Origin of the sequence: [Clostridium] symbiosum (genome assembly GCA_036419695.1) — a bacterium.
In the GTDB taxonomy this organism is placed as follows: domain Bacteria; phylum Bacillota; class Clostridia; order Lachnospirales; family Lachnospiraceae; genus Otoolea; species Otoolea symbiosa_A.
On sequence record CP143946.1, the window covers coordinates 4184952 to 4200246 of the forward strand.

Annotated in this window: 13 protein-coding genes; all 13 read right to left on the reverse strand. The window is 48.1% G+C overall.

Features of this window, described 5'->3' with window-relative positions; translation table 11 throughout:
* Positions 1–108: 108 nt before the first annotated feature.
* Positions 109–813 carry an ABC transporter ATP-binding protein gene (locus V3C10_18855; protein ID WVP61344.1) on the reverse strand — a complete coding sequence of 235 codons (705 nt, stop codon included), beginning with the start codon at positions 811–813 and terminating at the stop codon, positions 109–111.
* Positions 800–1546 carry an ABC transporter ATP-binding protein gene (locus V3C10_18860; protein ID WVP61345.1) on the reverse strand — a complete coding sequence of 249 codons (747 nt, stop codon included), beginning with the start codon at positions 1544–1546 and terminating at the stop codon, positions 800–802. Before V3C10_18860 ends, V3C10_18855 begins: the two co-directional genes overlap by 14 nt.
* A complete protein-coding gene (locus tag V3C10_18865; GenBank protein ID WVP61346.1) occupies positions 1543–2526 on the reverse strand; it encodes a branched-chain amino acid ABC transporter permease in 984 nt (327 codons plus the stop codon). Before V3C10_18865 ends, V3C10_18860 begins: the two co-directional genes overlap by 4 nt.
* A 33-nt stretch (positions 2527–2559) precedes the next feature.
* On the reverse strand, positions 2560–3450 hold the full coding sequence (locus V3C10_18870) for a branched-chain amino acid ABC transporter permease (GenBank protein ID WVP61347.1): 891 nt from the start codon (positions 3448–3450) through the stop codon (positions 2560–2562).
* 252 nt (positions 3451–3702) lie between these two features.
* Entirely contained in the window at positions 3703–4830 is a 1128-nt protein-coding gene (locus V3C10_18875) for a sugar diacid recognition domain-containing protein (GenBank protein ID WVP61348.1), read from the reverse strand.
* Positions 4831–5997: 1167 nt separating this feature from the next.
* On the reverse strand, positions 5998–7110 hold the full coding sequence (ugpC, locus tag V3C10_18880) for a sn-glycerol-3-phosphate ABC transporter ATP-binding protein UgpC (GenBank protein WVP61349.1): 1113 nt from the start codon (positions 7108–7110) through the stop codon (positions 5998–6000).
* 525 nt (positions 7111–7635) lie between these two features.
* A complete protein-coding gene (locus V3C10_18885) occupies positions 7636–8316 on the reverse strand; it encodes a GntR family transcriptional regulator (protein WVP61350.1) in 681 nt (226 codons plus the stop codon).
* Between the two features lie 219 nt (positions 8317–8535).
* On the reverse strand, positions 8536–9390 hold the full coding sequence (locus tag V3C10_18890; protein ID WVP61351.1) for an FAD binding domain-containing protein: 855 nt from the start codon (positions 9388–9390) through the stop codon (positions 8536–8538).
* Positions 9377–9853: a (2Fe-2S)-binding protein gene (locus V3C10_18895; GenBank protein ID WVP61352.1), complete on the reverse strand. Its 477-nt coding sequence runs from the start codon at positions 9851–9853 to the stop codon at positions 9377–9379. The genes V3C10_18890 and V3C10_18895 overlap by 14 nt, the downstream gene beginning before the upstream one ends.
* Positions 9850–12105 carry a xanthine dehydrogenase family protein molybdopterin-binding subunit gene (locus tag V3C10_18900; protein WVP61353.1) on the reverse strand — a complete coding sequence of 752 codons (2256 nt, stop codon included), beginning with the start codon at positions 12103–12105 and terminating at the stop codon, positions 9850–9852. Before V3C10_18900 ends, V3C10_18895 begins: the two co-directional genes overlap by 4 nt.
* 33 nt (positions 12106–12138) lie before the next feature.
* Positions 12139–13422 (reverse strand): nickel-dependent lactate racemase, encoded by a 1284-nt coding sequence (larA, locus tag V3C10_18905; GenBank protein WVP61354.1) that lies wholly within the window; start codon positions 13420–13422, stop codon positions 12139–12141.
* Positions 13423–13446: 24 nt separating this feature from the next.
* Positions 13447–14727 carry a TRAP transporter large permease gene (locus V3C10_18910; GenBank protein ID WVP61355.1) on the reverse strand — a complete coding sequence of 427 codons (1281 nt, stop codon included), beginning with the start codon at positions 14725–14727 and terminating at the stop codon, positions 13447–13449.
* Positions 14728–14769: 42 nt separating this feature from the next.
* Positions 14770–15291 (reverse strand): TRAP transporter small permease, encoded by a 522-nt coding sequence (locus tag V3C10_18915; protein ID WVP61356.1) that lies wholly within the window; start codon positions 15289–15291, stop codon positions 14770–14772.
* Positions 15292–15295 lie beyond the last annotated feature (4 nt).

A 15295-nucleotide genomic window follows, 5' to 3' on the forward strand; every position in this document is an offset into this window, starting at 1 on the left:
AGAAACGGTAAAAAACACCGTTTCGCGCCGCGCAACCCGGGATTTCCACGAAATACGCATGAAAACGCCTCGCTGAATCCATCATGGCTGAACTGCTGCCTTTTGTTATCAGATTCCCAGATAGGTACTCCGGATCTGTTCATCTTCCAGCAGTTCTTTCCCCGTTCCCTCAAGGGCATTCTGCCCTGTTTCAATCGCATAGGCGTAGTCGGCTATATCCAGCGTCGCAAGGACATTCTGCTCCACCAGAAGCACCGTTACTCCCGCCTTGTTGATCCGGACAATACTGTCCAGCACGGTATCCACGATGACGGGCGCCAGGCCCAGGGACGGTTCGTCCAGCATCAGCAGCCTGGGTTTTGACATCAGCGCCCGGCAGATTGCACACATCTGCTGCTCGCCGCCCGACATGGTCCCCGCCAGCTGGTTTTTGCGCTCCGCCATCTTCGGGAAAATGTCAAAACACATTTCCAGGTTCTCTTTCCTCTCCGCCCGGTTCTGCGGCAGGTAGGAGCCCATCATCAGGTTTTCATACACGCTCATGTAGGGAAAGAGTTTCCGCCCTTCCGGCACCTGGATAATTCCCATTTTGACCCGTTCGTGGGCCGGGGCATCCTTAATGCTTTTTCCGTCAAACAGGATATCCCCTCCCCGCAGTGTGGTCAGGCCCGAGATGGAATTGATGGTCGTCGTCTTCCCGGCTCCGTTCCCGCCTACAAGGGCGACAATTTTCCCTTCCTCCACCTTCAGGGATATCCCGTGCAGCGCCTCAAAATTTCCATAATTAACATAAATACCGTCAATTTTTAGCATATCGCTTTTCTCCTAAATAGGACTTGATTACCTCCGGATGAGTCGTCACTTCCTCAGGGGTGCCTTCCGCAATCAGACAGCCCTGGTTCAGCACATAGACTCTGTCGGACAGTGTCATTACCGCCTTCATTACATGCTCGATGATGACAATCGTAAGCCCGGATTCCCTGTTGATTTTCCGCACCAGATTGATCACCCTCTGGCTGTCCGCCGGGTTTAAACCGGCCATTACCTCATCTAACAGGAGAATCTTCGGTTCCGTCGCCAGCGCCCTGGCAACCTCCATCCGTTTCAGCTCCGGCAGGTTTAAGTTTTCTCCCCTCACATTTTTGCGGTCGCCCATCTCCACCAGTTCCAGAATCTCCTCCGCCTTTTGCCTTGCCTCCTCCACCCGGGAGTGCTTCTGCAGGGCGCCAACCATCGTATTTTCCAGCATGGTCAGGTTACTGAACGGTTTTACAATCTGGTAGGTTCTCGCAATGCCGATTCTGGCAAGTTTATGGGACGGCATATTCTGGACTTCACGTCCCTCGAATAAAATCTTCCCGCCCGTCACATGGTAGGCTCCCGCAATCAGGTTAAACAGCGTCGTCTTCCCCGCCCCGTTTGCTCCGATAAGCCCTACCGTCTCTCCCTGGTTTACATGAAGGGAGACCTGGTTCACCGCAGTGAGCCCGCCGAATTTCTTCGTTACCTCTTCCACTTTAAGAAGAGCATTCGTTTCCGTTGTCATTTCCTGCTCCCCCCATCGGTTTTATTCTGGTAAAACTTCATAATCGAAGGCCAGGCTCCGCGCGGCATGAAATAGATTGCCGCCATCAGCACAAGGCCGTAAATCACTTCCGCCAGTCCGGCCACCGACGCCCCCACGATCCCGCGCAGGATATTTCCCAGAGGCGCCATGATAAATGCTGCAAAAACGGGGCCCAGCAGCGTTTCCCGCCCGCCGATTATTGCAAAAAGCAATATTTTAATTGACATATCGTACCCCAGCATGCTGGACGGATCGATGACGCTTAAGTAGAAAGCATACATGGAACCTCCGACCGCCGTCATAAAAGCCGAAATACAGTTAGCCGCCAGCTTCATCCCCAAAACATTAATGCCAAGGGAGCTGGACGCCTCCGGATTGGTACAGATGGCCTGAAGGTAATACCCCATTTTGCTGCTTTTAATCCATGCCGAGACCGCGATGCCAGCCACCAGCAGGCCCAGAAACAGCCAGTAATACCCGCTCTTTCCGTCAAACTGCATATTGGCAAGCCCGCCCTTCCACTTGATGTTAAAGCTGAGCGCCCCTTTCGTCCTGTATCCCAGAATGTACTCATTGGATATAAAGGTAATTCTGATAATATGCAGCATGGCGACCGTCGCAAGGGCAAAATAGGAGCCCTCCAGTTTAAATGTAATCCTGCCTACGACAAAGGCCAGCAGCGCCGCAATCACTCCGGCCGCCAGCATGCCGAGCCAGGGAGATATCCCCTCGTAGGTATAAAGCACGGCCGCCACATAGGCGCCGATTCCCAGATAAACGCCGTTTCCCAGCGCAAGCTGTCCCGCATACCCTCCGATAATGTTCCAGGAGAGCGCCAGATATCCGAATATCATCATATTGATTATGTACTGGAGCACCAGGGACCGGTCCACAAATACGGGAACCAGCGCGCAAAGCCCCAATACCGCGGCTGTAAGCTCCGCATTTTTCTTGTTCATAATTGTTCACCTGCCTTCTGCCGGTACCGATGTTTATACACTCTGTTTTTTCCCGAATAATCCGTTTGGCCGGAACAGCAGCACGATTACAAATACGGCAAATACCGCAATCTGCGCCGTTGTGTCCGAGAAATACAGGGTTCCTGTCTTTTCAATGATTCCGACCAGCAGGCCGCTTAAGAGCGCGCCGATCACGCTGCCTTGTCCTCCCAGCACAATAATAACGAAGGATTTAAAGCTGTAAGTGGAACCCGACGTGGGCTGCACGGAGCTGTAGGGAAGCAGTAACGCTCCCGCGATTCCGACCATGCCGACGCTGATGGAAAACGCGATATTATAGAGCCGTTTGATATTCACCCCCATCAGCGTGACCACATTCCTGTTCTGCGACGCCGCCCGGATCGCCCGGCCTGTCTCCGACTTCTGAAGAAAGAAATACAAAGCCAGGGTACACACCATTGCTATGGCAAATGATATCAGTTTCGGCACCGAAACATACAGTTCCCCCAAATGCAGCGACTGGCCCGTGTAAACCGTGGTGGCGGTCTTCGGGTTTCCCTTAAAGATGACAAGGGCCAGATTGGAAAGAAATACGCCCAGCCCCGCGGTAAACAGAAGTACGCTGACCGGCTCCACTTCCTTCTCCCTTGCCAGCATATTGGAGATAATAAAGCGCTGCAGGATGTATCCCACCGCGGCCATCACAACCGCATTCAGGAACATAATCAGATAGGGATCCATGCCGGACCATGAAAATATAAAATAAGAAAAATAAATGCTGAGCATCAACAGTTCCCCATGGGCCCAGTTTACAATTCTCATTACGCCGAACGCCAGGCTCAGTCCAATCGCTACGACCGCATAGACGCCTCCAATCAGTAATCCGTCAATCAACGCCTGTACAAACATCATCGAACTATTCATCTTTCCGTTTCCTGCCCCCTTTCTCAGAATTCTCCGTACTTTTTTTCATTCCTCCCGTCTCCTTCCCTTCTTTGCTACGTTTTCAATACATCTTTTCTCCTGTGCCGCATTCCTCCCCATCCATCGGCTCAGTTCTCTGAAATTTTGCCGATTCATTTAAATTTTATATATCAATTATATATTTTTGCTTATATTTATTAAAAATGCCGACAATCTGAATTTGCCGGCTTTTTTTGTGTCAACAGCACAAAATTATTTCTTTTTAATGAGATAAACATAAAACGCTTCCACAAAACAGCGGTCCGATGACGACACAATCGGGTTGACGTCCAGACGGTCTTTGAGTTTGTTGTAACGGTATACAAGCGTATTTTTGTGCATGAACAACTCTCTGGCCGCTTCGACCAGGTTCCAGTTTGTCTTTATCAACGCTCCTATGATTTCCAGATAGCTTTGGCGGAAATCACTGTCCAGGACATTGTCAAACACATGGAACATCCTCTGAAGTTCGTTCATCGGCATGACGGACTGAAGGTATATCCCGGAGAAGTCATAGAAAAATACGCAGTCCAGCGCGGCGTCCGCCGTCTCCTCCAGCCATTTGCAATGCTGGTAGCCAAAATAATACTGGGTGAAGCTGTTCTGGAAAGATCCTACGAAATACCGGCATGTTTCCCCCTGCTGGCGCAACAGGCGGAGCGCATCACGCAGATACTCGGCCACCATTTCCTTATACTCCGAGAACATATACCTCCTGTTTCCCTGCACCGTCTTAAATATCAGCGCCCTTTCCCGGTCAAGCGTAAAACTGATGTCCTCCTTGCTGTGGCAGCTCCCCTTTTTAACCGTCTCCAGGAACGTCTCTGCAAGTCCGTCCGACAGTGTGCAGAGGATTGGCACCCTTATCATTTCCTCGGAATAATTCAGCTGACGGGCCACACTTCGCAGCATTGCCGGTTCGGCATACTTCTCGTGAATTAAAAGACTCAGGAACCGCTCTTTCCGGTTCTGTCTGCGCAGCAGTTCGTTCTGCTGCTTTTCATATTTGAGCATTGCCTCGATCGACATCTTCGTAATCATTGCAACGGGCCTTACTTCCTCCGGGTCGCCCGTAATTCCCACCACTCCCGCCCGTTTCCCGTCAATATTGATTACCATATTGATTCCACGCCGGACTCCCGGATAGTCATATTCTCCGGACGTCACCACCATGTCCTCTTTCCCCGTCACAATATGATAGGCAATCTCATGGAATGTCCCTATCCGTTTCGGATCCCGGCTGGCAATGATATATCCCTGCTCGTTCATAATATTTATGTTGTAGTCCGTATACTGTGTAATCTGCTCAATAAATTTCCTGGCCAGGTCCACCTCTATCATTTCCACCCTCCCTTTTACGTTCTGTCCTGCCGGGCCGCAAATATCTGCGTGTGATCATTTTTTAACGGTCTGTCAAAAAACAGAATCTGTCGCCCGAATTCTTTGTACGGTAAATACACCCCTTTTATCAATTTGTCAACGTGCCTATAAAACAAAATAGAGATTTAATTGAGATGCGAGGACGCCTCTGTAAGACGGCGGACGGGGGAGTGGGTTGGATGGATGAGTCTTCAGTCCCGGCGGGAAGTTGTGGTGAGGGGGAATCCAGGAGAAAAAATTCCTACGGGGACTCGCTCCCGCTTGTGGAATGCGCAGCGGATGCTAGCTTCGTGAGAAACCTCAGCAAGCACCGGCGGATTCCAAGGTCTCCCTTCGGAAAGTTTTCTCCTTCCTTCCCCGGGCAGGTTGTCGACGGGACTGAAGACTCAGGGAAGCGTGTTGCCCCGTCCGCCGGCTTCAGGGGCTGATTGTCTCTTTCGTCAAGTGCGGAGGGAGGTATTGTTGCGTCCACTATGCAGTCGTGAACGATTTACTTTTTGGAGGTATTTCGGGCTGGATTCAGAGAAAAATCCAAAGCTAAAATTAATGATGAATTAAAAATTCAATAGTTATTTAAGGATAGGTCAGATGCTAAAGCTCAGATTCATCAATTGAATACCACAATTGAATACCATACAGAAAATCACTTGACAATATAGGGTGGCATTCTCCTGAAATTCGAAGAAATGTAGTGACAGCGACAATACCTCCCCCCTTTGAAGGAATAAGAACAATTCAGCGGCCGCAGGCCGGGGTACGGGATGGCGACAACCTTCGCGTCTTCAGTCCCGGGTCATAACCTTCCCGTGGGGAATCCGGGAGAAAAAGATTCCGCAGGGAACCTGGGAGTTCATCGGCACTTACCGAGGTTTTTTCGAGGTTAGTGTCCGTTATGTACTCCAAAGAGCGCAAGCGTTTCCCGGAGGAACTTTTTCTGCCCGGATTCCCACCCGCGATAACCTACAAACCGGGACTGAAGACTCATAATCCCCCTCACCATCCCGAACCCCGACCGTTCCGGCGGCGTTCTCATTTCTCAGTTAAATCCCCACGCAAAAAAGAGCCGGCCCGCGAAGCGGAGATACTCCCCGCTGCGCGTTCCGGCTCTTTTAAGGCCTTATCCGATATCTAGTTTAAAATCACCTGTTCTGTTTCTTTATCAAAGATATGTACTTTCGCCATATCCAGTGCAAATTCAACCGTGTCGCCAGGACGTGCGGTTGTCCTTGGGTTTACTCTGGCCGTACAGCTGCTCTCATCCACATCGAAGTACAGGAATACTTCGGCGCCCAGCATCTCGTATACACGGATCGGTGCCTTGATCGTGGAACCTGCCGCCGCTTTAACCGCTTCCTCCTCATCATGCAGATCTTCCGGACGGATACCCATGGTCACTTCCTTGCCGATATATCCCGCATCTTCCAGCGCTTTGCCCTTGTCGGCCGGGAGTACGATGGTATTGCCTGCAAACGACAGGGTCACGTCGGAGCCGGACTTGCCGACGGTGGAATCTAAAAGGTTCATCTGTGGAGCTCCGATAAAGCCTGCAACGAACTTGTTGGCCGGTTTGTCGTAAAGGTTCTGTGGCGTATCCACCTGCTGAACGACACCGTCTTTCATAACGACAATTCTGGTTCCCAGCGTCATGGCCTCTGTCTGGTCATGGGTAACGTAAATGATGGTCGTTCCCAGTCTCTGATGAAGTTTTGAGATCTCAATACGCATCTGTCCCCTCAGTTTGGCATCCAGGTTGGACAGCGGCTCGTCCATCAAAAAGACCTTTGGATTACGCACAATAGCGCGTCCCATAGCCACACGCTGTCTCTGTCCGCCGGAGAGCGCTTTCGGCTTACGGTCCAGCAGGTGGGAAAGATCCAGGATCTTTGCCGCTTCCTGTACCAGACGGTCGATCTCATCCTTCGGCATCTTTCTCAGCTTTAAGCCAAAAGCCATGTTATCATATACGGTCATGTGGGGATATAACGCATAGTTCTGGAAAACCATGGCGATATCTCTGTCCTTCGGCTCCACATCATTCATCAGTTTTCCATCAATATAAAGTTCACCCGAAGTAATGTCTTCCAGACCGGCAATCATACGAAGTGTCGTAGACTTACCGCAGCCGGAAGGTCCTACAAAGATGATAAATTCTTTATCTGCTATTTCCAGGTTAAAATCTTTAACGGCTACAAAGCCATTGGGATATTTTTTTGTTACGTTCTTAAGTGATAAACTGGCCATTCTTCCTGTTCCTCCTGTTTCAACTGCATCATCACGATATCTTTTCTCATTCGGTATGCATCTATCCTACCATGTCTTCGTTTTCCAGACCATGTTTTAAATGTCACAAAATCATTTCCCCGTTTTGAGCATTTTGTATATACAGCAAAAAAAGTGTTCAAAATGTCAAATTAAATTCGCTTCATTCCGATGATTCCGTTTAAATTTGGTAGAATTGTTTAAATTAAAAACAAATTTGTGAAAACTCAACAAACTTTTACTCCCGCTTCTGTGCAATCCTCTTGCCTTCTTTTTTTCTTTGTCTATTTTAGACAAATTTAAGCGGCGCGGGAAGCGGAAAAGACGTGAAGGATTGCCGCTTGACATCGTTATTTTCATAAAATCGGATCAGATAAAGCACCAATTCCAATATCTGGAGACAAGTAAATAGAAGCCGCTCACTGCTGAAATAAACAACAAATGCCTAAAAATCCGGACTATTTGGCAAACAGTCCGGATTTTTAGGCATCTATGTATAATAATTTCTTAAAGCTCCAAATGTTTTAAAATCAAATCGAGCGACCATTCCAGATGTTTACTCAAACGCTCTTTTAATCGTTTCAAATCCCTGTCATATAAACAATCCAAAAGTTCAAGATGCTGTCTGGTACTCTCTTCCATATTCAAAGACACATGAAATGATATAATCCGGTATCGATCCACATGAAAATAAATCTGATCCATCAAAATCTTAATATAGCTGTTATTAGAACGTTTCACGATTAAATCGTGAATCTGCCCATCCAGCTTACTGAATTCCATCCGATCGATAGGTTCTCCTGCTTTATCACGTTCAAGCAGGGTAATTAGGCTCTCTCTGACCGCTTTTATCTCATCATCCGTGATTCGATCAATCGCAGTTTCACAGGCAATAAGCTCCAAAGCCATCCTCACCTCATATATATTCTTTACATCCTTAAGCGTAAGCGGCCTTAAAAAGGTTCCGAGTCCCTGCTTGGACTCCATTATTCCTTCTGCCTGTAAGCGTCTGATTGCCTCCCGCACAGGGGTTCTGCTCATTTTTAAATACTCGGCGAGCTGGTTTTCGCTAAGCAGTTCGCCGGGGTTTAACTCTTCTTCTATGATTAATCTTCGAATTTCCTCATAAGCCATCTGCACCAAACTCGTCTTTGGCTCTTTCCTTGTAAATCCACTTTGCCCCTGCATAGCTCCTCTTTCCATCTATAGTAATTTGCACTGAAACAGTTAAAATTATTTTACTATTAAAAAGAACGCCTGTCCAGTATACCAGGCGCTCTTTTTCAATATTTTTCCAGGTCTATCCATAAAGAAACTGCAATTCGTAGCAGGAACATACCATATACAACGGTTTCCCAGACCCTTAATCCACTTTCTCCTTATCTGCCCTGAAATAGATTCTGTTTCTCACTCCGCACCGTTCCCCTGCTGCCGTTTCATAAAAGGGCGAAGCGCATCCGCCATCACACTGCCGGCCGCCCACATTTTATACTTTCTTCCACTCGTGGCACCAATATAATCGCTCAACAGCTGTCCAGCCTCTTCTATTGCCGATTCAGTCAGCGGCTTACCAATTATCAGCCCTTCCACCTCCGGCATCCTGACGGCTTTAGGACCGATTGCCCCAATACAGACCGACGCCTGTTCTACTGCTTCCTGCGCATATTGTATCATCACCGCAATTCCAAAACGCGAAATGGACATTTCCTTCCGAAATGCCAATTTATGATAATGGCTGACCGTCTGCCCGGTATAAGACGGCAGAAAAAATCCAAGAATCACGTCCCCTGCCCCTAAGATAGTTTTTTCGTTACCTACAATCAGCTCAGAAACCGGTATTTTTAATTTCCTCCCACTTTGCAGTACAACAGCATCTGCATTCAGGCATAGAAGAGGCGCTGCCATGTCTGCTGCCGCAGAGGCATGCGCAATATTCCCTCCAATAGTAGCCCTGTTTCTTACCTGTACGGAACCCACACTGCCTGCTGCCTCTGCCAAAACGCGATAAGCTCCGGAGAGCATGGGGTGCTCCGACAGCCACGACATCGTACAGGCCGCCCCGATCAATAATCTCTCCCCATATTTCTTTATCGTCTTGAGTTCCGGTATTTGTCCCAGATAAACCAAATTTTCCGGTTCATAGGCAGTATGTCTCAACTGGATAATGAGATCTGTTCCACCTGCAACAAACAACACATTGCCGGAAAACTGCTCCAAAAGCTGCGTTAATTCTTCCAAACTTTTTGGGCTATATGCATTCATGTGCATCCCCCTCTCCGGCAGCCCTTTTTACAGCCCTCAATATTTGGCTGTACCCGGAACAGCGGCAAAGATTACCCGCCAGGGCTTTCCGAATAGCTTCATCGTCGGGATGAGGGTTTTTCAACAAAAGAGCCTTCGTTGACATAATCATGCCCGGAGTGCAGTATCCGCACTGTATTGCCGTTTCCTCCACAAACGCCTTTTGCAGGGTAGACAATTCTCCGTTTTGTTCTAATCCCTCAATCGTCACCACATGGCAGTTTTCAAGCTGGATGGCCATTGTGAGACAGGCGTGAACTGCTTCTCCATCCAGAATTATGGTGCAGGCCCCGCATTCTCCTTCCCCACAGCCTTCTTTCGTACCTGTGAGTCCCAAATCCTCTCTCAATATATCAATTAAACGCTTCTCCGGTTCAACATCCAGAACGATTTCTTTACCGTTCACAAAAAAATCCAGCCTCATAGTTTCTCCTTTGACCGCTCCTCCAGCCACGCACAAATGCGATCCTGATTTAACGGAATTTGACAAAGATCCGATTGAAGTGCTTCATTCACCGCACCGATAATGGCTGCAGTCGGAGGCACATGACACACCTCACCAATGGATTTGCAGCCAAAGGGACCTTCCGTCCCCCCGTCCTCAATGAATTCCACCCGAATTTCCGGCAGTTCCGGCATATTTAGAAGATGGTACTTCCGCAGGGAACCCAAAACTCTTCCATCTGCACCGACCGTCACCTCTTCTCTCAAGGCGGCCCCGGCTCCCATAGCAACGGCTCCCTGCACCTGGGCACGGCACATTTCAGGGTTAATGGCTTTTCCAATATCATGAACCGCCAGGTAATCCAGAATCTCTACATCACCGGTCCCAAGATCCACTTCTACATGGGCAAAATGAGCCCCCGTGACACCTGGATTGGATATATTCACATACTGTTTCGCTGCAAATATTTCTTCCTGCAGTCTCGAATGGCTTGCCTGAACAACACTGGAAAAGAGCCAGCTTTTCTTGCCCTCCTTCCATTGAACCGCACCGTTTTCTATCAATAACTGTTCTTCCGGCACGCCTTCCAGACGGAATACGACCCGCTTCAGCCGCCCTGCTATAAGATCGGCGCAATCCATTGCTGCTTTTCCAATGACGTACGTACTTCGGCTGGAATAGCATCCATAATCAAAGGGGGTTATAGCCGTGTCCCCCTCTCCAATTTGCACCATATCCGGAGAAAGCGATAAAACCTCTGCCACAATCATGCGAAATGCCTGGACCGTTCCGCACCCGTGATCATGAAGTGATGCATTCACCAATACATTTCCCGTCTCAGTCATCCGCATTTCGACTCCGCAGAAATCATTAACACGCGGATAATACCCGTTTAAATGGCCGCCGCATGCAATAGCGGTTCCTCTGCGATACCGCCTGCTTTCCCGATTGAATGATCTATCTTCTTCTCTTTTTTTATCCCACCCAAACCGGTTCCTGCCCAGCTCTATACACTCTTTCAAACGGATGGGTCCCAGGCTTTCCCTAAGCCGTATATCCATATCCCCCGATTCAGCAGCATTGATAAGACGCAGTTCTAAAGGGTCTACGTTCAGACGTCTCGCCGCCATATTCAAATTATGTTCGAGGCATATTGCCAGTTCAGGACTTGTCCATCCCCGGAAAGCTCCTGATACCGGAGTATTGGTAATCACCGCCCGGCCCGTATATTTCATATGGGGATATTTATAACAGCGGAAGAATTTATTTGCCATTGCTCCACAATAATCTTTCGAATTTCCCATATAGGCACCGGCATCCAGTGTATTATCCAGTTGAAAACTTATTAAACGGCCTTTCCCATCAAAGTAACCCCTCGCCTCGAGTTCCATAGGAGCCCTGTTTATCGTTGTCTTAAAGACCTCTTCACGGCTCAATGTAAGCTGAACCGGCCCCTGAATATAAAGAGCAGCCGCGGCCGCGGCCGGTTCCGTAATCCACTCCTGTTTCCCTCCAAATGAACCACCCATGGTAGTCTTAATCACTCTGACTTTATGGTAAGGCAATCCAAATATATCCCCGATTACCGTACGCAGTCCATGAACCGACTGGCTGGGACTCCATATTGTCAACATACCGGTATGGCGGTTATAGTCTGCAGTGCAGACATGCGGTTCCATTGCCATATGATTGATTCGCGCCAGACTGCTGTGTGTCGCTACTTTCGTCCATTCTCCGACAGGCATTTTTCCTTCTTCCACCAGAATTTCTTCCGAAACACTGCCCTCTTCATGGATTCCTTCCCCGCAGCCATGTAAACTCTGTTCTACCGTCAGCGCCGCAGGATATTCTTCATAAAAAACCTTAACTTTTTGAACCGCCTTTCGTGCCTCGTCCCGGCTTGTGGCTAATATACAGCCTATGCGATCCCCTACAAAACGAACGTGCCGGTTCCACACGTATTCCTGATCCGGAGTATTTTGCCCTTTTATATTGCGATACCGGCAGAAAGGCGCCCCGCTGTTTGACAGGCAGCTTAGCCATCCGGCTACACCGGGCATTCTTTCAGCATCCGAGAAATCTATATCCTTTACATAACCATGTGGGATTGTGCTCAGGATAAGTCCGGCGAAAAGCATCCCCTTCAATTGTATATCGCCCGCATATACAGTGCTTCCAGCAGATTTTCCCACCGCATCATGAATGGGATATGATTTTCCTATTACGTTCATAATCCTCCCGCTTAATGTTACTAAGGTTTTTTATTATACAAGATAGGGCAGGCAGTCTCCGCCCCGTGGCAGTATTCCGATTCTTCCTCCCGGCCTCGCTGCCAGAGAGGCATCAACTGCTTCCTGCAGGCTTGAAAAGCCTGTATAACCCAATTTTCCGATCTCTTCCTGAGTTAATCCTGTGCTGTAAATATAGATGTCGGCCTTATCGCGGACCATCAGTGCGCCCAAGGCAATACCGGCGGCAACTAAATCCTGATCTGTCTCCTGGTTGGCAAGTAACCGGATTTTCTTCTTCGCTTCTTTGCTGCTCATCTGCGTCCATTCCAAAAGGTCATCATGGTTGTGCACCACTCCTTCCAGGCAGGGAGCCGGCAATATAATGATTCCGCCCTGCTTTACCGCAAAAAAACCGGCTATCAACGCTTTTTCACACTGCCAGAAGTCGATATCATATGGATAAGAGCAGCTGATTAATATATCTACAGGATTTTCAACCGCCACTCCAAATACTTCTTTGGCCCGTTTTGCCCCCGCACGGTGGGCCAGTATAAAATCACCGGTCACAACATCTACCACCTGATTTTTTTCATTCAGGACAACATTGATAATAAAATCGAGCCCTACTGCCTTTGCCACCCGTTCCAGACTGTCACGGCAGGCATTTTCCTCCATTCCAAGCGGCAGGTATCCCATCAGCGCCGCCGCCGTATGAGTGGCCGACACCGTCGTCCTGCCGCAACATCCCGGATCCAGGATTTTTGCTCCCCCTGAATAGCCGGCATTTGGATGAGGAATAATGTTTCCAAGGCCAATTAACAGGTCTGCCGAAACAGCAATGTGATTTACATATACCGGGATTTTCATTTCACCGATATACACATCCTCCAACTGTTCCAATACTGTTTCATCCCGGTAATCATGCTGGCTCACTTTGAGATGTGTCATGACAAAACTTCCTAACTTATCCCATAATTCCTCCTCTGTTAAAATCCGGTGAGTTCCGGGAGCCACGAGGATTTCAAGCTGCTCCAGTCCACAGCCATACTTTGTAAGATAATCGCAGAGAATCGGAAGAATATCCCTCACTGGTGTATGTCTCGTATTATCTTCTACTAAAATTACGATATGCTGGTTCTCCTCCAGCAGGGAACTTAAAGCGGCCCCCGCTGTAGGATGTTCCAATTTCTCTAAAAGTTCTTTTTTCCAACTGAGATTTTCTTCCGTTTTTTGAAGTTCCCCGGTAAAATCCACTTGTTCTTCAGGGAGTAATATCGGTATATTCTCAGTTGAATAAGGTATCTTATATTCTTTCACAGCAGCTCCCCTCCGACCGTCACATTATCCCATCAAATTCACCAGTCCCATAGAAATACCCGGAATAAACATCGTGAAAATCGTAGCAATCAACATTGCCAGCATTAACGGTACGGCACGTTTTGCAATGCGCAGCAACGGAACCCCACTGATTTGATTCGCTACAAACAGGTTGATACCATAGGGCGGTGTAATAAAGCCTATTGCCAGCAGCATAGTCATCACAATTCCAAACTGTACAACGGAAAGACCGCACCGGACGGCAGTAGGAAGTAAAATAGGGGCCAAAATGATTGTAGCAGATATATTATCCATAAAGCATCCGACAATCAGCAGCAGTACCGCAATCATAAACATAATAATGACGGGATTATCGCTAAATGAAGTCAGCATCGTACAGAGCCTGTCCGGAATCGCTTTCAACGTTAATACGCGTCCCAGTGAAGTGGTAATACCCACCATAAACAATGTGGAACCGCTGATAAGAACTGCATCCACCATAGATTTGACAATGTGTTTCCACTTAAGTTCCCGATAAACAAATGCTCCCACAACAAAAGAATATACCACACCCGAAACGGCCGCCTCTGTTGGAGAACAGATTCCGGCATAGATGCTTCCCAAAATAATAACGGGAGACAGGATCGCCAGAATTGATTCTTTAAAAGCACTCCACACTTCTTTCCTGCTGGCTTTATGATCATTTCCATACCATCCGTTCCGTCTGGCCATGACATAACTCACTCCCATCAGCAGAATTCCTATCAGTATGCCCGGCACCACTCCTGCAAGAAAGAGTTCACTAACGGAGCACCCCACTGCAACCGCATACAGAATAAAAGGAATACTGGGTGGGATGATAACGCCTATCGCTCCGGCGCATGCGGTTAATGCAGCCGCAAATGCAGGATCATAATTTTTTTCCTCCATTTCAGGAATCATAAAGGAGCCAATGGCAGACACCGTCGCTGGGCCCGACCCTGAAATTGCGGCAAAAAACATGCAGGAAATCGTTGTTACATCCGCCAGTCCGCCTGTCACATGACCGATAAGGGCGTTAAATAAGTTCAGCAGCCTGCGGGAGATCCCTCCATACATCATGAAACTTCCCGCAACCACAAAGAAAGGAATTGACAGCAGTGTAAATGAATCCAAACCTGTAAAGCAGGCCTGGGCTAAAAGCATAGGGGATAAATCAGTCGTTAACATCATCACGGCCAGAGTACCGCAGCCCAGGCAAACTCCAATGGGAACGCCCAGTATCAACAGGCCAAATAAAACACCAAATAAAATCAAAAAATCCATTCTCCCTCTCCTCCTGTCCATAATCGCTCTATTATGGCCTTTTTAATCCTCCGGCTCTAAATGAAACGTTGCCGTATCATTCGGATCTTTAATAAATCTCATAATCCTCAGAATGCCATACTGAATAAAACGAACCGCCCCAAGACCACAGCCAACCGAAACAGAAAGGTAACATATCCATTTAGGAAATTGAATAACCGGAGTCACCTGATTCATCTTCAGAATTCCCTGGACTACTGAAACGGATTGATATGCTAAAAAGCTAAAAAAGGCTGCACTGACAAAAAAGAAAATCATATCCAGCACGAATTTTGCCTTTGGTCCTACTACATCACGCAGCAGCTCCAGACGGATATGGCGCCCTTTCATTACCGTGTAAGGAACTGCCAGCCATACCTGCCAGATGAACACATATCTGGCCAGTTCCTCCGACCAGGCCAGGGAGCTGTTAAAAAAATATCTCATTACCACCTGGAAAAAGATTACGATAATCATGACGATTACCCCAAAAACCAGGATCATCTCTTCCATGCGCTTGTCTATGAATGTCCATACTTTTTTCATTCTC